The following is a 22,153-nucleotide window of genomic DNA, read 5'->3' as shown; positions in this document are numbered from 1 at the left end:
TGAACCACACCGGTACATGACCCACGCTTTACTCAGCCTTGGTGCGGAACGCAACGCTCCACGGCTGTGCGCACGACGACGCGCGCACCCCCACATTCGCGCGCCGACCCGGGCGCGCCGCCTGGAGGAGGACTCCCTCGCAATGGCACTCCTGCGTAGCAAGAAGCTCCGGCTCGCCGCGATAACCGGCGCCGCCACCGCCGCTCTCGTCGGCGGGCTCACCGCACTCCCCGCCCAGGCCGCTCCGGCCACGGGCACCGTTCTGGCCGCCGGCTCCCCCACAGCCGTCGACGGCAGCTACATCGTCACCCTCAAGAAGAGCGCCGGCCTCAAGTCGTCCTCGGCCGCGGGCAAGGGGCTGATCAAGGAGTACGGCGGCACGGTCCAGAAGACGTTCGGCACGGCGCTGAACGGCTACTCGGCGAGCCTCTCCGCGACCGAGGCCGCGAGACTCGCCGCCGATCCGGCCGTCGCCGCGGTGGAGCAGAACCAGCGCGTCCACCTGACCGACACCACGCAGTCCAGCGCGCCCTGGGGCCTGGACCGCATCGACCAGGCCGCGCTGCCGCTCTCGGGGACGTACACCTACCCGGACAGCGCGGGCAGCGGGGTGACCGTGTACGTCATCGACACCGGCGTGCGGATCACCCACACCCAGATCAGCGGCCGTGCCTCCTACGGCTACGACGCGGTCGACGGCGACACCACCGCCTCCGACGGCAACGGCCACGGCACCCATGTGGCCACGACGATCGCGGGCTCGACGTACGGCGTCGCCAAGAAGGCGAACATCGTGGCGGTCCGGGTGCTCGACAACAGCGGCTCCGGTACGACGGCCGGTGTGATCGCGGGCATCGACTGGGTGACCTCGAACCACACCACCCCGGCGGTCGCCAACATGTCGCTCGGCGGCTCCGCCTCCACCTCGCTCGACACGGCGGTCGCCAACTCGATCTCCAGCGGGGTGACTTACGCCATCGCGGCGGGCAACAGCGCTGCCAACGCCTCCTCGTACTCCCCCGCCCGGGTCGCCACCGCGATCACGGTCGGCGCCACCACCAGCACGGACGCCAAGGCCAGTTACTCCAACTACGGTTCGGTGCTGGACATCTTCGCGCCCGGCTCCTCGATCCTGGCGGGCTACAACACCAGCGACACCGCCACCGCCACCCTGTCGGGCACCTCGATGGCGACCCCGCATGTGGCGGGCGCCGCCGCCGTCTATCTCGCGGGCCACACCTCGTCCACTCCGGCCCAGGTCGCCACGGCCCTGGTGAACGGCGCCACTTCGAATGTCGTGACCAGTGCGGGCACCGGTTCGCCCAACAAGCTGCTGAAGATCGTCCCGTAAGGCCCGTCCGCCTCATCCGAATGAATGTTCCCCGGAGGCAGCAGGCGTCTCTGGGGAACATTCATTCGGAGAGACACGAGAACCGGTGCAAGCGCCTTCCGCACCTTGACGTGCCAGGTCGGGCTGCGCCACATTGAAACCCGGCATCCGGCGCGCTGGGGGGCAAAGTCGCCAATGCAGACCTTGGGCATCAAGAGAACATCCACCGCCGACACCGAGCGGGCGCGACCAGGACCGGGGAGGGACCTGTCGGCGCTTTTCGCCGGTGCGGCCGCGACCATCGGGGCGGTCGGCGCGGTGCTCGCGCTCACCGGCTCCGGATCACCGCTGCGCGGACCGTTCGCATTGTTCTTCCTCTTCTCCGCGCCGGCCTCGGCAATTGCGGCGGCGCTGCGCGGACTTGATCCCTACGGCCGTGTTCTCGCGTCGGTCGCGGGCGCGGTGGTCGTCGACATGCTGGTCGCCCAGGGAATGCTGGCCGTGCACCGGTGGTCGATCGACGGGGGAATCGTCGCGGTGGCGGTGATCAGTGGCCTGACAGCGCTATCGGTATTCGTGCGGCATATGCGCGGCCGCACAACGGCTGACAAAGGAGTGTAACGGTCAAACCAACAAAAACGTGAGGTCTAGTTCCAGGCCTTGCCATACGGGTTCAATCATCAATACCGTCGTAATCTCACCCGCACTGGTCCATCATCGAGCGGCTCTAGGGGAGGGCTCAAGGACCGCGATGAACCGGCGCGGGGCGCGGTAGGGGGGTGCCGTGCTCGGTGACCGTACTTGTGACCGAGTCGTGCCGCGCGGCCGGCTTTCATGCCTTTCGGGGGTCGACCAGCTTTGCCAGCTCACCACGCGCGCACGGAGATCCATTTATCCGTGGCGCCTGTGAGAACCCCCCTTTCGAACCGGAGCACAGAGCCGGGCCGCCCAGGGGCGGGCGGTCCGCCGGACGAGAGGGACCAGACTCGTGAGTTCTGTTCTGCGCCCAGCCACATCGGGCCAAGATCCATTAATGTCGGCCAAATACCGGCCGATCTCCTCTCACCTGGCGATTACACCGCCGGTGAGCGTGGTGATTCCCGCCATGAATGAGGCGGAGAATCTCCCCTACGTCTTCAAGACACTGCCCGCGTGGATACATGAAGTGGTTCTTGTGGACGGCAATTCCACCGACAACACCGTGGAAGTGGCCCGCGAGCTGTGGCCCGGGGTCAAGGTCGTCGAACAGCAGGGAAAGGGCAAGGGAGATGCCCTGATCACCGGGTTCGAGGCCTGCAGCGGCGACATCATCGTGATGGTCGACGCGGACGGCTCGGCCGACGGCCACGAGATCGTCAGCTATGTCTCCGCCCTCGTCTCGGGCGCGGACTTCGCCAAGGGCTCCCGCTTCGCCAACGGCGGCGGCACGGACGACATGACGTTCATCCGCAAGCTCGGCAACTGGGCGCTGTGCACGATCGTCAATCGCAAGTTCGGCGCCCGCTACACCGATCTCTGCTACGGATACAACGCGTTCTGGCGGCACTGCCTCGACAAGATCGACCTCGACTGCACCGGCTTCGAGATCGAGACCCTGATCAACATCCGGGTGGTCAAGGCCGGCCTCAAGGTGCAGGAGATCCCCAGCCACGAGTACCTCCGCATCCACGGCACGAGCAATCTGCGCGCCGTGCGGGACGGGATCCGGGTGCTCAAGGTGATCCTCAAGGAGCGCTCCAACCGGCGTGCGCTGCGCAGCCGTTCGCACTCCACGATGATCGACACCCTCGACGCGCAGCCCACTTCGGTCCGGGGAGAGGTGTCTTGAGCAGTCCCGACATCTCTGTCGTGATCTGCGTCTACACCGAGGACCGCTGGGAGGACATCCTCGCGGCGGTCTCCTCGGTGCGGGCGCAGTCGCGGCCCGCGCTGGAGACGTTGCTGGTCGTCGACCACAACCCGGCTCTCCTGGACCGACTCACCAGGGAGTACAAGGACTTCGAGGAGAGCGGCGAGGTCCGTGTGCTGGCGAACGCGGGCCCCCGCGGCCTGTCCGCCGGCCGCAACACCGGCATCGCCGTCTCGCGCGGCGAGGTCATCGCCTTCCTCGACGACGACGCCGTGGCCGAACGGGAGTGGCTGCGGCACTTCGCCGAGGCGTACGCCGATCCGAAGGTCATGGCCGTCGGCGGTCGTACGATGCCGATCTGGGCGTCGGGCCGCCGGCCGGCCTGGTTCCCCGAGGAGTTCGACTGGGTGGTGGGCTGCACGTACAAGGGCCTGCCGCCGGGCCGGGTGCGGGTGCGCAACGTCCTCGGTGGCAACGCCTCGTTCCGACGTACGGCGTTCGACGCGGCGGGGGGGTTCGCGACCGGCATCGGGCGGGACGGCGACAAGCGTCCGCTGGGCTGCGAGGAGACGGAGTTGTGCATCCGGCTCACGCGGGCCAGACCGGACGCGGTGCTGCTGATCGACGACCGGGCGGTGATCCACCACCGGGTGCCCGAGGCGCGCGAGCACTTCGGGTACTTCCGTACGCGCACCTACGCCGAGGGCCTGTCCAAGGCACTGGTGGCCCGAAGTGTGGGCGCCGACAAGGGACTTGAGTCGGAGCGCCGCTACGCCACCCGGGTCCTGCCGGCCGGGGTGGCACGTGGGCTGCGCGACGCCGTGTTCGCCCGGCCGGGCGGTGCGGGCCGGGCGGGGGCGATCGTCGCCGGGGTGTTCACGGCGGCGGGCGGGTATGTCGTCGGGAGCGTGAGGGCACGGCGGGGCGGGGCCATGTTCGAGGTGGCCGGGATCGATCGGGGGGACACACATGAGTGACACACCGGTGCCGATCCTCATGTACCACTCCGTCGCCGCCGCGCCGAACGACGCCACCCGTACCCTCTCCGTCGCGCCGGAGGCGTTCGCGGAACAGCTGGCGCTCCTCGGCGATCTGCACTTCACCCCGATCAACACCGCCGATCTGGCCGCCAGTTGGCGTTCGGGCAAACCGCTGCCCGAACGCCCGGTCCTGATCACCTTCGACGACGGCTACGAGGGCGTGCACCGGCACGCGCTGCCCGCACTCGCACAACACGGCTTCGCGTCCACCCTGTTCGTCTCCACCGGCTGGATCCGGGGCGCCTACGACACCGGGGGCGGCCTCGACACCATGCTCGACTGGGACCAGGTGCGCCAACTCGCTGACGCCGACGTCGAGATCGGCGGCCACAGCCACACCCACCCGCAGCTCGACCAGCTCGACGAGGAGACCCTGCGCGCGGAGCTGGTCCGCTGCAAGGAGATCGTCGCCGACGAACTCGGCGCGGTACCCGTCTCGTTCGCCTATCCGTACGGCTACTCCAGCCGCCGGGTGCGCAGCGCGGTGCGGGAGACGGGGTTCGCGCAGGCGCTCGCCGTCGGCAACGACCTCGCCCGCCGCCGGCAGGGGCCGTACGCCCTGCGCCGGGTGACTGTGCGCCGCAGTACGGGTGTCGAGGAGTTCGAGCGGCTCGTCGAGGGCCGTGCGATCGCCCGCAACTTCGCCAGGGACCGGGTCCTCACCCAGGGCTACGCCATGGTCCGCAGAGCTCGACAGGTCCGCCGGAAGGCCAGCCGTTCCCGTGTCTGACACGACGACCACCACCCAGGACGCAGTGCCCGAGACCGAAGCGCCCCAGCAGCCGGGGCGCCGTCTGCGCCTGCCGGGGAGGCGCAAGTCCCCCGGCGGCAGCCCGCTGTTCCGCAACGCCTACGCCCTGATGCTCAACACCGGGATCTCCGCGGTGCTCGGCCTCGGCTACTGGCTGATCGCGGCCCACTACTACTCGGCCTCCGCCGTCGGACAGGGTTCGGCGGCGATCGCCGCGATGAAGCTCCTCGCCGGGCTCACCGCGGTGACCCTGACGGGCGCCCTGGCCCGGTTCATCCCGGTCGCCGGACGCGCCACCGGACGCCTCATCTTCCGTACGTACGCGGGCAGTTCGGTCGTCGTCGCGTTCGGGGCCGGCATCTTTCTGCTGACCCTGAACACATGGGGGCCGTCGTACCGCTTCCTGCACGGTCCGGTCAACGCGCTGGGCTTCATCGTCGCCGTCGTCGCCTGGAACGTGCTCACGCTCCAGGACGGGGTGCTCACAGGACTGCGCAACGCGCCCTGGGTGCCGGTGGGCAACACCGTGTTCTCCGCGGTGAAATTGGCGCTGCTCGTCGGGCTGGCGTCGGTGTTCGCCACGAGCGGGGTCTTCGTGTCGTGGGTCGCCGCGATCGCGTTCTCCGTGGTGCCGCTGGGCTGGCTGGTGTTCCGGCGGCTGGTGCCCCGGCACATCAAGGCCACCGAGGAGCACGCGAAGCCGCCGACGCTGAGGGAGATCGGGCGGTTCCTCGCCGGGGACTACACCGGCTCGCTGTTCTCGCTCGCCGTGGTCTATCTGGTGCCGGTGATCATCGCCTCGCAGGTCAGCTCCGAGGACAACGCGTACTTCTACATCACCACGACGATAGGCGGCACGATCAACCTGCTCGCCATCAACATGGGCGCCTCGCTGACCGTCGAGGGCTCCCACGACCCGGCGCGCATCGCCGCCAACACCCGGGCCGCGCTCAAGCGGATGGCCCGCATCATGCTGCCGATCTGCGGGCTGCTGTTCATCGGGGCGCCGTACATCCTGGGCGTGTTCGGCGCGGGCTACGCGGACGCGGCGACACCGCTGCTGCGCTGGTTCGCGGCGGGCGCGCTGCTGCGGGTCGTCATGGAGACGTACTTCGCGGTGCTGCGTGCGCAGAGCCGGACCGGTGGACTCGCCTGGCTGCAGGGCCTGTTGTGCGTTCTGGTGCTCGGGCTGACACTGCTGCTGCTCCCCCGCATGGGCCTGACCGGCGCGGGCGTCGCCGAGATCTCCAGCCTCGCGGTGATCGTGACGATCACCGCGCCCAAACTCTTCAGGACGCTCAGGGCGGCGCCGCCCACGGAACTGCCCGAGGACGCGGCACCGGACGGTGATCTCGCCGACCTGGGGGCGCGCGAGGTCCCGGCCGCGTCGCGCCGTCGCGGCCCGGCCTGGGCGCTCGACTCCGACACCCTCGCGCTCGGCATCCACGTGGACTTCGACCACCTGGAACGGCGGCCCGACGTACGGCCGGGTCCCGGCACCCCGCCCGCCGGCACGCCCATCGTGTCCGGGGAGCACCGGCCGACCTGGGCGCTCGGCATCAAGCGGTCCGAGATCGTGGGACTGCCGGTGGAGGAGAGGGAACCCGGCTCGGAGTCGTCATTGAGCCCGGCCGCGGAGCCCGAGGTGGACGCGCCGTTCGAGCCCGCCAACGGCTCCGACCGGGTGGTCGTACCGGAGGCATCGCTCGTACGGCAGCAGGCCCGGGAGGAAGCGGCGGAGATGGAGGCGCAGGAGGCCGAAGTGCCGCCGCCCGCCCGCCCGTTGTCGCTGCGCGAGCGCCTGGTGCCCACCCGTCCCGGTGTCGTCCTCGGCTGTCTGCTGGTCGCCGCGCTGCTCCTGTACTGGGTGCCCGCGCTGCGGCTCGGCGAGTCCGACCTCGACCGTATGGGCGGACTGGGCCTGATCTCGGTACTGCCGCTGCCCACGCTGGTCGGGGCCGCGCTGCTGATCACGGTGTTCGCCTCGCTGCTGTGGCTGGGCCGTGAGCACAAGGTGCTGCTGCTGATCACGCTGCTCGCGACGGTGGTCTCGCTGCATGCGCTGCCCGCGGTGATCGAGCCCGAGCCGCGTTTCCCGACGGCCTGGCAGCACCTCGGGTTCATCGACTACATCGACCGCACCGGGTCGGCCGTACCCGACCTGGACGCCCGCTGGAGCTGGCCGGGCTTCTTCGCGGCGGCGGCGTTCATCGGCAAGGCGTGCGGGATCACCGACTGGACCGAGGTCATCCGCTGGTGGCCCACCGTCATCCAACTCGCCTATCTGGCACCGATGTTCCTGCTGGTGCGCTCGCTGCGGGCGAGCTGGCGGGCGAAGTGGACCGGCATCTGGATCTTCGTGCTCAGCGGCTGGGTCGGCCAGGACTACTTCTCCCCGCAGGGCTTCACCTTCCTGCTCTATCTGGCCTTCGTGGCGATCCTCCTGGTCTGGTTCCGGGCACCGGGAGTCCTGTGGACGAGGATGCGGCCCGGCGAGGCCGAGGTCGAACCCACCGACCGGCGCCAACAGGCCGTCCTGCTCCTGGTGTTGATCGGTCTGTTCGCGGCGAGCGTCCCGGCCCACCAGCTCACCCCGTTCGTGATGCTGGGCGTGCTCACGGTCCTCGTCCTGACCGGCCGTTCCGAACTGCGCGGTCTGCCCATCCTGTTCGCGGTGCTGGTCGCGGTGTGGATCGGTTTCATGGCCGAGCCGTACTGGTCCGGACACTTCAACGACCTCTTCGGCGGGGTCGGCGGCGTCGGCAGCAATGTCTCGACGTCCGTCTCCGGCCGTATCCAGGGCGGCAGTTCGACCCACAAGCTGGTCCTCTACACCCGCGTCCTGCTGGCCGGCGGCGTCATGGCCTTCGCCTGCTGGGGCTGGTGGCGCCGCCGAGACCACAAGTACCGCGAACGCTCCCTCCTCGTCCTCACCTTCGTCCCGTTCCTGGGCTTCGGCATGCAGTCCTACGGCGGCGAGATGGCGCTGCGCGTCTTCATGTTCGCGGTGCCGGGCGCGGCCCTGCTCGCGGGTCTCGCCCTCTTCCCGCGCACCGGCGTCACAGCCAAGGAGCGCGAGAAGGACCGGATGAGCCTCGCCCCGCTGGCCGCGCTGGTCGCGGGCCTGGTGCTCATGGGCGGCTTCCTGGTGGCCCGTTGGGGCAACGAGGGCTTCGAGCGGGTGCGGCCCGGCGAGGTCGCGGCCATGAACTACGTGTACGCCCACGACAAGCCGACCGTACGGCTGCTGTGGCTGAGCAACGACACGGTCAACGACGTGACGCCGGCGATGCCGTGGGGCGCGAAGGACATGGAACGGGTCAACTACGTTCCCACGCTGGCCCCTTCGGACCCGGTGCTGGTGTCCGGTCTGGTCAAGGCGCTCAAGGACGCGGGCCCGAACTCGTATCTGATGCTCAACAAGAGCCAGGTCGTCTCGCTCCAGCTGGACGCGGGCTACTCGGCGACCTGGGAGTCCCGGCTCATCCAGAACCTGGACAACCGGCAGGAGTTGAAGAAGGTCCTCGTCAACGACGACGTGACCATGTACGCGCTGCGCAAGCAGCCGGCCGGCGCGGTCCCGAAGCCCGATCCCGGGCCGATCGGACCGCAGATCACCTGGACCCCGTGGTCGGTGGTGGGCGCGCTCGCCGCCCTCGCACTGATCCTGATGCTGACGGCCCGCGAGATCGTCCGGGTCGCGGTGCGGCCGAGTGTGCGTCAACTGCGGTGGCTGCAGAGCAGTTTCTGGTTCTCGCTGCCCCTGCTGGCGGTGCTGCTGGCCTCGCTGGTGCAGCGGTTCCTGACGATGAAGTAGCAGGGTCCTACGGGGTCGAGTGGCTTATCGCGTGAACCACTTGACCCCGTAGGCCGCCAGGTCGAACTGCTTCCCGTCGACCTTCGCGCTGATCTGCCGGTCCAGTGTGTTCACGACCAGGACCGTCTTGCCGGTGGCGAGCACCTTGACGTTGGGTACGTCGTCCGCGGCGACCGACACGGTCTCAAACTTCGTACCGGGCCCGAAGGCCGCGTCGAAGCGGGAGACCAGGTCGTACATCGGCAGTTGCTTCCCGCCGTCGGAGCTGTCGGTCGGGGTCCACAGGCAGCCCGCGCAGTTCGTGCCCTTCTCCTCCTCCGGGTTCCAGTAGAAGCCGGAGGTGGCGCCGCCCTTGGCCATGGCGATCAGGCCGGCGGCCTGCACGGCGACGCGGTGGGTCTCGGACCAGCCCTTGCGGTCGTCGTTGCCGTCGGCGGGCTCGACGTAGTACTCGGCCCACCACAGCGGCAGGTCGTGCGTCTGCTGCCGTACCCACTCGCTGACGGCGGTGAGTTTGTCGGTGGCCCCGAACTCGTTCGGCAGCAGCTCGTCGTCGTTGGTGTAGCTGGAGCCGTCGACGACCACGAAGTCGGCGCCGACCTTGTTCTTGTTCCAGTAGTCGAAGGCGTCGACGATCCGCTGGTCCATCGCACCCCAACCGCCCTTGAAGGTGCCGGAGGCGTTCGCGTCGCGCGGATCCACGCTGTCCATCACCAGATACGGCCCGCCGACCATGATCTTCGGGTTGACCTTCTTCAGCGCCTGGTAGACCAGGTTGTAGAGCTTGGTGTAACCCTCGTAGTCCCAGCGCTGTTCGGCGTTGTTCCAGAAGCCCTTGAACTCGTTCCACACGATGAAGTGGGTGACGTCCGGGTACCGCTTGGCGACGGTCGCGGCGAGTGCGGCGAAGTCCGCGTAGTGGTCCGGCTGCGGGGCCGTCTCCAGCGAGGCCTGGCTCCAGTCGGTGTTGTCGACGCCCGGCTTGCCGCCCTTCATCCAGTCCGGCGAGCAGCACAACGTGATCACCGGGGTGCCGCCCGACTTGCGGACGAAGTCGATCCGGCGGTCGAGGGCGCCGAAGTCGTAACGCCCCTTCACCGGCTCGGGGTTGTCGGCGCCCCAGCCCATGATGGCCTGGTCCTGCGGCAGTTGGGACTTCGCGAGCAGCCCCTCGACGCGTTCGGTCGCGGTGTCGCTGCCCTCGTCGGCGCTGTACTGGGTGTGGGTGAAGCCCCAGCCGACCTCCGGCCGGTCCTCGTCCGGGGGGCTCGCCGGGGTGCCGTGCACCTTGTCGCCGTCGCGCGAGGTGCCCGCGGTGCTTCCGCCGCCGGGAAGCGTGTTGATCAGGGTCACGATCAGAGCCAGTGCGGCCACACCCACGCCGAGCAGCGCGGTGAGCCGCCACCGTCGTGCCCCCGAATTCCACCCATGACGTCCCATCAAGGGCAACAGTAACGTCGGTGCCCCACGGTGGGGCAGGGCTCCACATGCACAGGCTTGTAACAGGACCGAGGGGACACACGGCCGACACGGAGGGGACACATCGGATGCACCGGACGCAGCCGACACTCGGGGGCGCACTGCGGAAAGCGGGTGCACACCGCGTCCGCGTGCCGGATCATGGCCCCATGTCCGCTAACCCACACGACGCTCTGCCGATCCGGCTCAACGTCGACGACTCCGACTCCCCGTCCGATGTCGTCGACGCGCTGTTCCTCGGCCGCTTCGCGACGGGCGAGCAGCCGTACTCGCACGCGGCGAACATCGACCGCGTACGGTCCGGGGCGACCCTGCTCCCGCCGGGCGCCCGTGTGCTGCGCGCCGCCCGCGACGACGACCGCAGCGCGACGCTCGCGGAGGGCGACGGCTGGACGCTGCTGATCTCCCGCTGGAACCGGGGCGCCGACGTCACGGTCACGGCGACCAGCGAGGAGCTCGCCGAGAAGGTCCTCGGCCAGGCGACCGACGGCGCGGCGGACGAGCCCGAACCCCAGCCGGAGAACGTGACGATGGGGTTCTGGTACGTCTCCCCCAGGCGCGGCCCGCACCGCACGACCCGGCAGATCTCGGCGGGCACGTGGGACGAGGTGCGCCCCAACTACACCGGTCCGGTGGCCGATGCCATGGACCGCCTGATGAAGACGACCCCGGAGGACATCGCGGGCCGGCTGCTGTTGCTGCACGGCCCACCGGGCACCGGCAAGACCTCGGCGCTGCGCACACTGGCGCGTTCCTGGCGGGACTGGTGCCAGGTGGACTGCGTCCTGGACCCGGAGCGGCTGTTCAGCGACGTCGGCTATCTGATGGACATCGCGATCGGCGAGGACGACACGACGGGCAAGGGCCGTTGGCGGCTGCTCCTCCTGGAGGACTGCGACGAGCTGATCCGCGGCGAGGCGAAGCACACGGCGGGCCAGGCCCTGTCCCGCCTGCTGAACCTGACGGACGGCCTCCTCGGCCAGGGCCGCAACGTCCTGGTGGGCGTCACCACCAACGAGGACCTGGAGCGCCTGCACCCCGCCGTGGTCCGCCCCGGCCGCTGCCTGGCCCGCATCGAGGTCGGCGCGCTCACCCGCCGCGAGGCGATCGGCTGGCTCGGCACGGAGGAGGGCATCGGCCGCGAGGGCGCGACCCTCGCGGAACTGTACGCACTGCGCCGGGGCACGCAGCCGACGTCGGTGCCGGACCAGCGGGAGGGGGCGGACGCGGGGTTGTATCTGTAGCGGCTCCGAGCTGTGGCAACTCCGGTTGCCCTAAGCCTCGTAGGCCGCCCGCAGGGCATCCCGCACGGCCGCCGCCGCGTCCTCCCGCGTGAGCCCCAGCCGCCGGACCTTCTCCGCATAGGCCTGCGCGGCCAACGCCGCCTCCCGCTCCGCCGCCGAACCCGCGGCAGCGATCAGCGTGCCGTTACGGCCCCGCGTCTCGATCACGCCGTCCGTCTCCAGGGCCCGGTACGCCTTGGCGACGGTGTTGGCGGCGAGGCCCAGCGACTCGGCCAGTCCCCGTACCGTGGGCAGCCGGTGGCCGACCGGCAGTGCTCCGGACCGGGCCTGGTCCGAGATCTGGGCGCGGATCTGCTCGTAGGGCGCGGCACTGTCATCGATGTGGATCTTCAAGGTCACGGCCCGATTGTCCCGCACCGGCCGGAAAATGAGAGGCACTACGGCGCGGCTCCGCCGTAGCGTGCGGCGACATGACAGTGAGCGTGCGCGACCTGCGTCCCGACGTCCCAGCAGACCTGGAGGGCTACGTTCGGGTCCGCGACCGGGCCTTCCCCTTCATGCTGTCCACCCCGGAGTCGATCGCCCACGACCTCGCCCATGCCCACCCGGACGCGCACTCGCGCAAGCTGATCGCGGAGGAGAACGGCGAGATCATCGGCACCGCCCAGATCGACATCGCCCACGACAGCCCGGAACCCGGCCAGGGCATGCTCAACGTCTTCGTGGACCCGGAGCGGACGCGCCACGGCGTGGGCTCGCTTCTGGTCCGCACGGCTGAGGAACACCTCGTCGCCCACGGTGCGACCAGGCTCTACTCCTGGGTCCTGGACGAGCCGGGCAATCGTGCCTTCGCCGAGCGGTCCGGTTACACCGCGAGCCGCCTGGCGCATCTCCTCCGTCTGGACCTTGCGCAAGGCGCCCTGCCCCCGCTCCAGGTCCCACCGTCCGGGGTCGAGGTCCGTTCCGGCTCGGACTTCTCCGCGGACCCGCGCCCCCTGTTCGAGCTGGACACGGAAGTGACGCTGGACGAACCCAGCGACATCGACGCCGAGCTCACGGATTTCGAGGCCTGGCTGGACGAGACCTGGCGACACCCGCTGTTCAGCCCCGAGCTGACCTCCGTCGTCCTCGTCGGCGGACGCCCGGCCGCCTTCAGCGCCGCCCGCACGGACGGTGCCACCCGCTACGGCACGTCGATGACCGGCACCGCCCGCGCGCATCGCGGCCGGGGCCTGGCCAAGCTCGCCAAGAACGCCTCCCTGCACCGCGCCCGCGCCGCCGGCTGCACGGAGGCGTTCACGGGCAACGACGCCGGGAACGAGCCGATGCTGGCGATCAACAAGTGGTTCGGTTATGAGATCTGCGCTACGGAGGTGCGGTATGTCCGTGAACTCGCCTGATTTGACACACCAGTTGGACATCGTCCTGGTCAAAGCGGGCCGTACGAAGATCCGTTACCCGGCCGAGCTTCTCTTCGACGACGGCACCCGCCTCGCCGTCCGTGCCCCGTGGGCGGGTGACGGCGTCCGCGACTTCGGCTTCGTGCGCTTCGAGCCCGGCGATGTGTTCACCGAGTACTACTGGCGGGACCGCTGGTTCGCGGTGAAGGAAGTCCGGGACGGCACCGGAGAGTTGAAGGGCTGGTACTGCGACATCACCCGCCCCGCGACGCGGTCCGGCGCCGAACTCGTCGTAGAGGACCTCGATCTGGACCTGTGGGTGTCCGCCGACGGCACGGACGTGCGCCGGCTGGACGAGGACGAGTTCGAGGAGAGCGGGCTGGCCACCTCGGACCCCGCGGCCGCGGCGGCCGCGGCCGCGCTCGACGAGTTGGAGGGGCTGGCCCGTGCGGGCGGGTTCGACGCGCTGCTGCGGTGAGGCCCGCTCACCCCATCACTCCATGGCGACCACCGCGTACCGCTCGTCGGCCACCGGCTTCCCCCACAGCAGCGGGTCGTCCGACAGCCGCTCCACGCGCACGTGCCCGGCGACGGGCGCCAGGAGCTCGGCGAGGCGGTCGGCGGGTATGCCGACCGGGCTCACCGTCCCCCAGCGGCCCTCGATCAGCACCAGCCGCCCGCCGGGGCGCAGCAGGCCGCGCCAGTGCCGCAGGACCCGGGCGGGGTCGGGCAGCGTCCACAGCACATGCCGGACGAGGACGACGTCGTAGCGCTGCTCGCCCACCGGAGGAGTCGCCGCGTCGCCGACCAGGAACGCCGCGTCGCGGCCGGCCAGCTTCGCGCGGGCGAGGTCGACCATCGCCGGGGAGAGGTCGACGCCGGTGACACGGTGTCCCTGCTCGGCCGCGAGCAGCGACAGGGTGCCGGTGCCGCAGCCGAGGTCGAGGACATCGGCCGCGCCGGCGGGCAGCCAGCCGCGCAGCCGGTCCGCCCAGGCCCGCCGGATCTCCGGGTCACGCAGGCCGTGATCAGCCTCTTCGTCGAAGGTTCGGGCCTCCGCGTCCCAGTCCACGTTCGCTTCAGATTCACTCATGGGCCCAGCGTGACACCCGCCACTGACAGTCCCATCGTGACAGCCGCCACAGACAGACCCGCGTCGATGAGTCACCCTCCCGGGAACGGTCTACCTCGTGAGAACACGAACCCGGGTGGACACAAGGAGGCAGCCATGCGCCGCGTAACCGTGCAGAAGCCCCTGAAGAAGTCGGACGCCCGTCGGGTGCGGGACGAGGCCGACGAGCGCCCTGTCGAGCGCCCCGAGGTCCGAAAGGACATCGCCCGCACCTGGTGGCCGGACGGCTGAGCCCGCCCGGAGACCGGCCCAGGCGTCAGCCCAGCCGCTTCCGGTAGTGGACGCGGTCGTAGGGCCCGTCCGTGCGCCGCTCGACGACCTCGTAGCCGAACTTCGGGTAGATCTCCTGGTTCTCCCACATCAGCGCGTTGGTGTAGAGCCTGACCTCGGGCAGGCCCAGCGCACGCGCGCGTGCGTCCACGAAGTGCAGCAGCCGCCGTCCCACCCCCGTGCCGTGCGCGTCGGGGTGGACGGCGATGCTGTCGAGGAACAGGTGACCGGTGCGCTCCTCGATCACCACGAGCCCGGTCACGGGGTCCCCCGTCACGAAGACGCGCCCTGCGGCCACATTCGCCATGTGGTCCGCCTCCATGGGCTGCGGCACCACACCGATGCGCGCGATGTAGTGGTGGTACGCCATGTCGGTCACGGCCTTCACGGCCGGTACGTCGGCGGGGACGGCCGCGCGAACGCCGGTGGTCATGAACGGTGCTCGACGGTGTGCGTACTGATCACGAGCATCCGGACACCCTCCGCGCTCGTCCACGGCCCGTGCTCCATGTCCGGGTGGCGGTACGCGTACATGCCCGCGGTGAAGGTCTCGCCGAGGCGCAGGTCGGTGAGGTCGCCCTCGAGGATGTACACCTCCTCGAAGTAGCCGTGCCGGACGGCGCCCTGGGCACTGGTGTCGGTCCCCGGCTCGTACCGCTGGAGCACGGTGGAGTCCCCGGAGACCGGATCCACCGCCAGCTCCTGCTCCCACACTCCGGCGGGCGCCCCGGCCGGCCGCCGCCAGGGTGCATCGGGGCGATGGAACTCGGACTGCGCTCTGCTCATCTGCGACACCTCTCCACCCGCACGGCACCCACCCCTCCCTGAGCCCTCGGTTAGCCCTGCCTTAACACGACCATAAGGATCTCCCTCCCCCGTCTCCAGCAGGCGATTCCGCGGTTTCCAGGGGCTAGCTTCTGATCACCCCACGGGATCCGTCCCCCGCGCCGCGAACCGTCCGAGGAGTTGGAGTTCCGCCATGCTCGCACGCCGCAAGGCCGCCGCTGCCGCCGTCCTCGGCATGGCTCCCCTCGTACTGACCGGGCTCGCCGCGACGCCCGCGGCGGCGCACGGTTCGATGGGGGATCCGGTCAGCCGGGTCGCGCAGTGCTACGCGGAGGGCCCGGAGAACCCGAAGTCGGCCGCTTGCAAGGCGGCGGTCGCGGCCGGCGGCACACAGGCGCTCTACGACTGGAACGGCATCCGGATCGGCGACGCCAACGGGCAGCACCGGACGCTGATCCCGGACGGCAAGCTGTGCAGCGCGAACAACGAGGAGTTCAAGGGTCTCGACCTGGCCCGCGCGGACTGGCCGGCGACGAGCGTGAGCAGCGGCTCGTACACCTTCAAGTACCGCGTGACCGCACCGCACAAGGGCACCTTCAAGGTGTACCTCACCAAGTCCGGCTACGACCCCTCGCAGCCGCTCGCCTGGGCCGGCCTGGACCTGGAGCACCCGGTCGCGACGGCCACCGACCCGGTCGCCTCGGGCGGCTTCTACACCTTCTCCGGCACCCTCCCCCAGCGCTCCGGCAGGCAGCTCCTGTACGCGATCTGGCAGCGCTCGGACAGCCCGGAGGCGTTCTACTCCTGCTCGGACGTCAGCTTCGGCGGGAGTGGGACGGGGGCCAACGGCGGTGGTACGGCGGGCAGTTCGACGCCTACCCCGGCCGCCCCGACCACTCCCGCGCCGTCCGCCTCCGCCCCGTCCGACGAGCAGATCGCGGCCGGGGCCGACAAGTCGACCGTAGAGCACCAAGGTCACGGGGACGCGGACGCGAGCACCTCGGCAGAGCCGGCCGCCGCCACGACCCAGGTCAACGAGCCCCAGCCCGCGGGCAGTTCGCAGAAGCTCGCGGCGACCGGCAGCAACGACAGCTCGCCGTATCTCGTCATCGGCGGCGCGGCCTCCCTGGCGCTCGGCGCCGCGGCCCTGTTCGCCTCGGTCCGCCGCCGCGCGACCAACGGCGGTGGACGGCACGGCCGTTAGTACGGCCGTCCAGGGGGCGGGGTCTGTCCGGCGGCTCAGGTCGGACAGACCCCGCGATGTGCCATCAGCTCAGTGCCGACAGGCAGTTGGTGGTGGTGGCGTGCGCCGGATCGAGGGCGTTGGCGACCTCGTGGAAGGCGATCCGGTCCGACAGCCCGAGCAGGGCGTGCTCGGACAGATCGACTGAACACAGGTTCTGGATCAGCACGTTGTGCACGTCGGATCCGCTCAGGAACTGACTGCTGTACGGCGTGACCACCTCGTCGTACCGGGTGGCGATGACCGTGTAGTGGACGCCGGGGACGGTGTCGCCGCCCGCGTTCAGCTTGGCGAGGAAGGCCGAGCCGGCGATCTGGTCGGCGAGGGCGGGGGTGGTCGCGGAGATCACGTCCTCGGCACCCGGGAAGTACGGCAGGAGTTTGGTGAGGCCGTCCAGGGTGGTGCCGTGGTTGTCGGGCGCGATGCCGACGAAGGTGTCCACCTTGGCGGCTCCGCCGAGGAACTTGAGGTAGTAACGGGGCATCATGCCGCCCTGCGAGTGACCGACGAGGTCGACCTTGGCGGCGCCGGTCGCGGCGAGCACCTTGTCGACGTAGGCCTGGAGTTGCTCTGCCGACTTGTCGATGGGGCCGAGGCCGTAGATGAGGGGGACGCCGGGGAGCTGGCCGTAGTCGAGGGAGAAGACGCAGTAGCCGCGGGCCTCCAGGTACGGCGCGAGAACCAGCCAGTTGTCGGTGCTGTTGGCGAAGGTGCCGTGTACGAGGACGACCGGGTCGGGGTGGGCGGCGGAGGGCTTACACGTGTAGTCGTTCCAGCCGGTGCTCGGGGTGCTCGCCGCGTGGGCGGCGGTGGGGAGAGCGGCGACCGCGGCGGTCAGGAGCAGTGCGGTCAGGGGTCTGAGCACTCGTTTCCAGGGCAGCATCGTGTGATCTCCTTGCGGCTCAAGGGAGTTTCGACGGCCTTACGCCCTGTGATCCGGATCACAAGAATGCTGTTCACTCGTCAAGTTACGAGCGAGTAGGTGAAGTGTGAAGTTACGCGTCAGTAAAAACTTCCAGTGATAACCGGTCACCAGGTGGGCCTGATGGGACCGTAGGGCGCAATACGCACCAAACGGTCACACAACACGCGCACTTCACTCTCCCCCAGTAGTTCGACCCACGGCTGCACGGCATCGACGGCGGCCTCCTCCGCCGCACGCGTGCAGGCCCAGCCCAACTCGGTGAGCACGACCAGCCGGGCGCGCGCGTCGCCGGGATGCGGGCGCCGCTCGACGTACCCCCTGCGCACGAGCTCTTCGACGAGCTGACTCGCCGCCTGCTTGGTCACTCCGAGATGAGCGGCGAGATCGGTGACCGTCGCACCGTCCGGGGCGAGACGCACGAAGGCGAACCCGTGCGCGGGCCGCACCCCCTCGAAGCCACGGGCGACGACGCCTTCATGGATGCGCCGCGTGAGCTCACCTGCGACGGCGAGCACGGCGGCGGACAGGGCGATGGCCTCGGAGTTCTGCACGGAGGCATTGAAACACCCTTGACGAACTGGTCAAGCAGCTTGACCATGAGCCATATAGTCAAGCAGCTTGACCATCCCGTGAGAGGCCCACCCATGCCCGTCATCCGCTCGACCGAAGCCGTCACCCACGAGATCCACGGCGCCCGCTTCGTCTCGTACGCCCGTCCCGGCACCGGCAGCAAGGAGTTGTGCGCCTGGCGCGGTGAGATCCCGGCCGGCACCAAGGCGCCCCTGCACACCGTCAACCGCGAGGAGATCCTGCACATCCTCGAAGGCGAGCTGGTCGTCACGCTCGACGGCCGCACCGAGCGGGTCACCACCGGCGACACGCTGATCATCAACCCCGGCGCGACCTTCGGCGCCGAGAACCCGACCGACCGGACCACGATCACCTGGGTCACCACGTCCATCGGACTGGAGGCGGAACTGGCCGACGGCTCACGCATCGTCCCACCGTGGGCCAACTGACCCGCACGCAAAGGGAGTCCGGTCACATGTGGACGATCGGCCCGCTCGGTTCGCCGCTCAGTTCCCCAGGTCAGCGGCGAGAATCAGTCGTACGTCTCGGCGTTCGCGAAGCCGTAGACCAGACCGAAGAGACCGGCCGAGCCCAGGACGGTGCCCACCACCAGCGTCGCCGCCTGGCACCGGAAGCCGTCCTGGTACGCGGTCTCGAAGAACGACCGCACCATCGATCCCGGGCTCGAACGCTTCATGGCCCGGCGGATGAACGCCAGGACCATCGAGGTCGACGCCGGCCACCTGTCACTCGTGACGCACCCGGAAGTGATCACCAGGCTCATCCTGCGGGCCGCGGCCGACAGTTGACGCCCGTGCGCCCTCAGCACCCCGGTCGGTACGACGTTCCCGTTCCGTAAGGTTTTCGACCGCCCCGGCCGCGCCGAACGGGACGAAGCTGAGCGGTGAACGCGGGCGGGTACCGCCGCGGACGTACCGGTGCGGAGAATGGAGTGACCATGTTGGTCCGTGGTATCGGCGGGATCATCCTCGTCGTGCTCGGCGCGGTCTGGATCGCGCAGGGCACCGGCGCGATGAACGGCTCGGCCATGTCCGGCCACGGCCAGTACGCGGTGCTGGGCGTGGCGGTCGCGCTGATCGGGCTCTTCCTGCTGGTGCGGGCCTGGCGGGTGCGGAACAACGACCACCGCCAACACCCCTGAATCCATGGGCGGTTCTCAGTCGGCCAGAGCGGCCGGACGTACGGCCCCCTGTCCGAAGCGTCGGCGGGCCCGGTCCGCGGCGGCCTCGACCGCGCGGGCGCGGGCGTCCGTGGGATCCATGGAGAGCTGGCGGTAGGCACTGCCGGCCGGACGCAGGTCGTCGGCGCGGAGCACGAAGGCGCGGACGCGGGCGCGTTGCAGTCCGAGGGAGGTCAACAGGCCCAGGGCAGTGGCGGCGAGAGCGGGTGAGTGGTCGGTGGGTTCCGGCAGGGCGCGGGTGCGCGTGGTGGAGGTGCAGTCGGCGTAGCGGACCGTGAGGGTGAGCCGGCCCGCGAACTGCCTTTCTCCGCGCAGACGTTGGCCGATCCGGTCGGCAAGTCCCAGGACGGCCCGGTGGTGTTGGGCCGGGTCCAGACAGTCCCGGCTCAGGGCCAGTTCGGCGACCAGTTGCGCCGCCGGTTCCGCGGGGACGACCGGGCGGGGGTCGTGGCCGCGGGCACGCTCGGTCAACAGCCGTGCCTGGCCCGCGCCGAGGAGCCGTTGCAGGGTCGCCGGAGGCAGGTCGGTGAGCTGGCCGATGGTGTGCAGGCCGTATCGGTGCAGCGTGTCCGCCGTGGCGCGGCCGATCCCGGGCAGCGCGGTGACCGGCCGGGGGTACAGCCAGTCGGCCGCCTGCCCGGTGGGCACCCAGGTGGTGTCCCCCGGGGCGGACGCGTCGGCCGCCATCGCCGCCAGCATGCGGTTGCCCGCGAGGCCGGCGCTGCTGTCGATGTCGTAGAGGGCCTTCAGCCTCATCTTCACCGTCTGGACCGCGTCGTAGGGAGACAGGTCGAAGTACCGGAGCGCCGAAGTCAGGTCCAGCTGAAGGGCGTTGGGCGGGATCGCCTGGACATGGGGCGTGATTCCGGACACCAGTTCGATTACGTCGTCGTACTGAGCCCCGCTCAGCGCAGCATGCAGATGGAGGTGGGCGATGTGCCGCTGCCGTGTGCTCATCCCGCGCTCCCCGGGTTCACCAGACGCCCCAGAGCGCCTCGGTCGCGAATGGCGCCAGGGATGCCCCGGGCGTCGGGTCGCACGGCCGGCCTGGGGCGTGGCGCGGCCCAGCAGGAGATTCGCGGCAATACGTCCACGGCGGCCTCCTGACTGTCCTAGTTGTTCTCCGGCAACTCCCACCCCTCTCTCACCATAGACCTTGTTCGAATATGTGTGCGAGTCGCTCCGTTTTGCCAGCCACCTTCCGGTCGTTCTCTGGAGGCCTGGTGCGGTTGTTCTTGCTCGCCACTCGCCAAGCGCTCTGGCGTCGTCGTTCCACTGCTGTGCCGAGGATCGCCTCGCGAGCAGACTCAGGGTTCGATGACGAGGCGTTCGATGAGGCCGTCGTGGAGTGTGAACTGGTAGCGCAGATCGATGGTCCCGCCGGGGAAGTTGCCCTCGAGGTGGTGGGTGGCGATGTAGTGGGTCGCGTCGGTCTGCCGGGCGTCGGTGAGGCGGATGGTGTAGGTGAATTCGGTGGCGGATCGGTCGAGCCACCCCGCGATCGCCTCGGTGCCCTCGTAGGTGTTGCCGTCGTCGATCACCGCGGCCCGGCCGGTGAACGCCGTGATCGCGGTGTCTGCGTCGTGGGCGCGGTGCGCGTTCAGGTAGCGGGTGATCACCTCGGGCAGGGTGTCCCGGGTGCTGGTTCGGGGCTGGTTGTCGTGCATGACGCTCCTTGGGGTGGTGGCGGGTTCAGACGGTGGGGGTGGTGCCGCCGTCGATGACGTGCTCGGCGCCGACGATGGCCGAGGCCCGGTCGGAGACGAGGAACGCGACGAGCTCGGCGACCTCATCGGGCCGGTTGGGACGACCGAGCGGGATGCCGCCCAGGGAGTCCATGAGCTTGCCCAGCGCCGCTTCCTGGGTGATGTCCGCATCGTGGGCGATCCGGGCGACGAGGTGGTCGGCGGCCGAGGTCTGCACGAAGCCGGGCGAGACGGTGTTGACGCGGACGCCGTGCGGGGCGACCTCGTTGGCCAGGCCCTTGCTGTACGTGGTCAGGGCGGCCTTGGCGGCGGCGTAGGCCAGGGTGCCGTTCCACAGCGGCATGCGGCGCTGGATCGAGGTGACATGCACGATCACGCCCTCGCCCGTGGCGATCATGTGAGGGAGGAGCGCGCGGTCCAGGCGGACGGCGGCCAGCAGGTTTGTGTTCAGCTCCCTGGCCCAGTCGTCCTCGCCGAGCGCCGCGAAACCTCCGGCCGGCGCCTCGGACCCGCCGAGGGTGTTGACCAGGATGTCGACGCCTCCCACACGGGCGTCCACCTCGGCGGCCACGTGGGATGCGCCCTGGGCCGTGGACAGGTCAGCGGTGATGAACGTCTTCTCTTCGACGTCGTCGGGGAGGCTGCGGGCGGTGACCAGTACGGTTGCGCCGGCCTGGGCGAGACGTCGGGCGATGGCAGCTCCCGTGCCCTTGGTACCGCCGGTAACCAGAGCGCGTCGGCCTTCGAGGGATTCGCTGATGGATGTGGTCACGGTGTGCTCCGATCCCAGGTGCGGGCACCAAAGGCACCGCTCCCGTCGTTACTGCTAAACTAGAAGCTAGTAACTTCGACTTTAGCAGCAACTGAGGGGATGGTCGCCGTGGCAAGCCGGATCAGGCTGGAGGACCGGGAATGCCCGCTGTCCACGACGGTGGAACACGTAGGCGAGTGGTGGACGCTGCTGATCCTCCACGACGCCTTCGACGGCTACACGCGCTTCGACCAGTTCCAGGAGAGCCTGGGTATCTCCTCCAGCATGCTGACCACCCGGCTGAAGACCCTCGTCGCGGACGGCCTGCTGGAGCGCCGGCCCTACCAGGCCAACCCCGTACGCCACGAGTACGTCCTCACCGAACTGGGGCGCTCCCTGCGACCGGTGATCGTCGCCTTGGCCGCGTGGGGCAACTCCCGTCTCGCACCGGCCGAACGCAGCATGATCCTCGTCGACGCGCACAGCGGCGAGGAAGTCGAGCCCGTCGTCGTCGACGCCAAGACCGGCCGCCGACTCGACGACAGCAACACCCATGTCTTCACCGCGGGTCCCGCAGCCAGCGACGCCATGCGTCACCGTTACGCGACACGGCCGGCCGCCCCCGCGCAGGCGTAAGGCTGCCCTGGACGCCTGCCGAT

25 protein-coding genes are annotated in these 22,153 nt (G+C 69.9%); 15 read left to right on the top strand and 10 right to left on the bottom strand.

All coding sequences use genetic code 11. From position 1 onward, the window contains the following. The first annotated feature begins 142 nt into the window (after nt 1-142). The 6 genes from OH768_RS40935 (at nt 143) to OH768_RS40910 (ending at nt 8,787) form a co-directional block, all read left to right on the top strand. Nucleotides 143-1,351: a S8 family peptidase gene (locus tag OH768_RS40935; protein ID WP_406461454.1), complete on the top strand. Its 1,209-nt coding sequence runs from the start codon at nt 143-145 to the stop codon at nt 1,349-1,351. A 174-nt stretch (nt 1,352-1,525) separates the two neighbouring features. After that, nucleotides 1,526-1,951, top strand: a complete 426-nt coding sequence (locus OH768_RS40930) for a hypothetical protein (RefSeq protein WP_406461452.1) — start codon at nt 1,526-1,528, stop codon at nt 1,949-1,951. Between the two features lie 367 nt (nt 1,952-2,318). Then, nucleotides 2,319-3,158 carry a glycosyltransferase family 2 protein gene (locus tag OH768_RS40925; protein ID WP_406461451.1) on the top strand — a complete coding sequence of 280 codons (840 nt, stop codon included), beginning with the start codon at nt 2,319-2,321 and terminating at the stop codon, nt 3,156-3,158. Further along, complete coding sequence (locus OH768_RS40920; protein WP_406461449.1) at nt 3,155-4,156, top strand: glycosyltransferase family 2 protein; 1,002 nt, start codon at nt 3,155-3,157, stop codon at nt 4,154-4,156. The genes OH768_RS40925 and OH768_RS40920 overlap by 4 nt, the downstream gene beginning before the upstream one ends. Beyond that, on the top strand, nt 4,149-4,949 hold the full coding sequence (locus tag OH768_RS40915; protein WP_406461447.1) for a polysaccharide deacetylase family protein: 801 nt from the start codon (nt 4,149-4,151) through the stop codon (nt 4,947-4,949). The genes OH768_RS40920 and OH768_RS40915 overlap by 8 nt, the downstream gene beginning before the upstream one ends. After that, complete coding sequence (locus OH768_RS40910) at nt 4,942-8,787, top strand: lipopolysaccharide biosynthesis protein (protein ID WP_406461446.1); 3,846 nt, start codon at nt 4,942-4,944, stop codon at nt 8,785-8,787. Before OH768_RS40915 ends, OH768_RS40910 begins: the two co-directional genes overlap by 8 nt. 24 nt (nt 8,788-8,811) lie before the next feature. Here the strand turns inward: OH768_RS40910 and OH768_RS40905 are convergent, their stop codons facing one another. Next, nucleotides 8,812-10,227: a GH39 family glycosyl hydrolase gene (locus OH768_RS40905; RefSeq protein ID WP_406461444.1), complete on the bottom strand. Its 1,416-nt coding sequence runs from the start codon at nt 10,225-10,227 to the stop codon at nt 8,812-8,814. A 188-nt stretch (nt 10,228-10,415) separates the two neighbouring features. Between OH768_RS40905 and OH768_RS40900 the strand changes: the two genes are divergently transcribed. Beyond that, nucleotides 10,416-11,510, top strand: coding sequence for a DUF5925 domain-containing protein (locus tag OH768_RS40900; protein ID WP_406461443.1), 1,095 nt, complete (start codon nt 10,416-10,418; stop codon nt 11,508-11,510). Between the two features lie 30 nt (nt 11,511-11,540). Here the strand turns inward: OH768_RS40900 and OH768_RS40895 are convergent, their stop codons facing one another. Continuing rightward, entirely contained in the window at nt 11,541-11,909 is a 369-nt protein-coding gene (locus OH768_RS40895; RefSeq protein WP_406461442.1) for a GntR family transcriptional regulator, read from the bottom strand. A 71-nt stretch (nt 11,910-11,980) separates the two neighbouring features. Between OH768_RS40895 and OH768_RS40890 the strand changes: the two genes are divergently transcribed. Further along, on the top strand, nt 11,981-12,910 hold the full coding sequence (locus OH768_RS40890; RefSeq protein ID WP_406461441.1) for a GNAT family N-acetyltransferase: 930 nt from the start codon (nt 11,981-11,983) through the stop codon (nt 12,908-12,910). Further along, complete coding sequence (locus OH768_RS40885) at nt 12,891-13,388, top strand: DUF402 domain-containing protein (RefSeq protein WP_406461440.1); 498 nt, start codon at nt 12,891-12,893, stop codon at nt 13,386-13,388. The genes OH768_RS40890 and OH768_RS40885 overlap by 20 nt, the downstream gene beginning before the upstream one ends. A 15-nt stretch (nt 13,389-13,403) precedes the next feature. Here the strand turns inward: OH768_RS40885 and OH768_RS40880 are convergent, their stop codons facing one another. Then, the gene (locus OH768_RS40880) at nt 13,404-14,003 is read right to left on the bottom strand and encodes a class I SAM-dependent methyltransferase (RefSeq protein ID WP_406461438.1); all 600 of its coding nucleotides are present in this window, start codon (nt 14,001-14,003) and stop codon (nt 13,404-13,406) included. 135 nt (nt 14,004-14,138) lie between these two features. Here OH768_RS40880 and OH768_RS40875 point away from each other — a divergent pair, with 135 nt between their 5' ends. Next, nucleotides 14,139-14,273 (top strand): hypothetical protein, encoded by a 135-nt coding sequence (locus tag OH768_RS40875; protein WP_019066207.1) that lies wholly within the window; start codon nt 14,139-14,141, stop codon nt 14,271-14,273. 25 nt (nt 14,274-14,298) lie between these two features. On the opposite strand, the gene OH768_RS40870 is transcribed toward OH768_RS40875, so the two are convergent. Together OH768_RS40870 and OH768_RS40865 are read right to left on the bottom strand one after the other, a co-directional pair. Next, the gene (locus tag OH768_RS40870; RefSeq protein ID WP_406461436.1) at nt 14,299-14,745 is read right to left on the bottom strand and encodes a GNAT family N-acetyltransferase; all 447 of its coding nucleotides are present in this window, start codon (nt 14,743-14,745) and stop codon (nt 14,299-14,301) included. Next, nucleotides 14,742-15,098, bottom strand: coding sequence for a cupin domain-containing protein (locus tag OH768_RS40865; RefSeq protein WP_406461435.1), 357 nt, complete (start codon nt 15,096-15,098; stop codon nt 14,742-14,744). Before OH768_RS40865 ends, OH768_RS40870 begins: the two co-directional genes overlap by 4 nt. 193 nt (nt 15,099-15,291) lie before the next feature. On the opposite strand from OH768_RS40865, the gene OH768_RS40860 reads away from it, so the two are divergent. Next, nucleotides 15,292-16,302: a lytic polysaccharide monooxygenase gene (locus tag OH768_RS40860; protein WP_406461433.1), complete on the top strand. Its 1,011-nt coding sequence runs from the start codon at nt 15,292-15,294 to the stop codon at nt 16,300-16,302. Between the two features lie 64 nt (nt 16,303-16,366). Here the strand turns inward: OH768_RS40860 and OH768_RS40855 are convergent, their stop codons facing one another. Beyond that, entirely contained in the window at nt 16,367-17,224 is an 858-nt protein-coding gene (locus OH768_RS40855; protein WP_406461431.1) for an esterase/lipase family protein, read from the bottom strand. A 146-nt stretch (nt 17,225-17,370) separates the two neighbouring features. Further along, on the bottom strand, nt 17,371-17,817 hold the full coding sequence (locus OH768_RS40850; protein ID WP_406461429.1) for a MarR family winged helix-turn-helix transcriptional regulator: 447 nt from the start codon (nt 17,815-17,817) through the stop codon (nt 17,371-17,373). 93 nt (nt 17,818-17,910) lie between these two features. Between OH768_RS40850 and OH768_RS40845 the strand changes: the two genes are divergently transcribed. From OH768_RS40845 to OH768_RS40835, 3 genes are all read left to right on the top strand, one after another. Then, on the top strand, nt 17,911-18,285 hold the full coding sequence (locus tag OH768_RS40845) for a cupin domain-containing protein (RefSeq protein ID WP_406461428.1): 375 nt from the start codon (nt 17,911-17,913) through the stop codon (nt 18,283-18,285). Between the two features lie 150 nt (nt 18,286-18,435). Beyond that, on the top strand, nt 18,436-18,645 hold the full coding sequence (locus OH768_RS40840) for an alpha/beta fold hydrolase (RefSeq protein ID WP_406461426.1): 210 nt from the start codon (nt 18,436-18,438) through the stop codon (nt 18,643-18,645). A 149-nt stretch (nt 18,646-18,794) separates the two neighbouring features. Then, nucleotides 18,795-18,998: a hypothetical protein gene (locus tag OH768_RS40835; RefSeq protein WP_406461425.1), complete on the top strand. Its 204-nt coding sequence runs from the start codon at nt 18,795-18,797 to the stop codon at nt 18,996-18,998. A gap of 15 nt (nt 18,999-19,013) precedes the next feature. On the opposite strand, the gene OH768_RS40830 is transcribed toward OH768_RS40835, so the two are convergent. From OH768_RS40830 to OH768_RS40820, 3 genes are all read right to left on the bottom strand, one after another. After that, nucleotides 19,014-19,994, bottom strand: coding sequence for a DNA polymerase thumb domain-containing protein (locus OH768_RS40830; RefSeq protein WP_406461423.1), 981 nt, complete (start codon nt 19,992-19,994; stop codon nt 19,014-19,016). Nucleotides 19,995-20,344: 350 nt separating this feature from the next. Then, nucleotides 20,345-20,704 (bottom strand): nuclear transport factor 2 family protein, encoded by a 360-nt coding sequence (locus OH768_RS40825; protein WP_406461422.1) that lies wholly within the window; start codon nt 20,702-20,704, stop codon nt 20,345-20,347. 25 nt (nt 20,705-20,729) lie between these two features. Then, nucleotides 20,730-21,515 carry an SDR family oxidoreductase gene (locus OH768_RS40820; RefSeq protein WP_406461421.1) on the bottom strand — a complete coding sequence of 262 codons (786 nt, stop codon included), beginning with the start codon at nt 21,513-21,515 and terminating at the stop codon, nt 20,730-20,732. A 99-nt stretch (nt 21,516-21,614) separates the two neighbouring features. Between OH768_RS40820 and OH768_RS40815 the strand changes: the two genes are divergently transcribed. Further along, complete coding sequence (locus tag OH768_RS40815) at nt 21,615-22,130, top strand: winged helix-turn-helix transcriptional regulator (RefSeq protein ID WP_406461420.1); 516 nt, start codon at nt 21,615-21,617, stop codon at nt 22,128-22,130. The last annotated feature ends 23 nt before the right edge of the window (nt 22,131-22,153 follow it).

Source organism: Streptomyces sp. NBC_01622, assembly GCF_045209635.1.
Lineage (GTDB): Bacteria > Actinomycetota > Actinomycetes > Streptomycetales > Streptomycetaceae > Streptomyces.
Note: the sequence above shows the minus strand (reverse complement) of the source record. Positions and strands in the feature narration are given on the sequence as shown.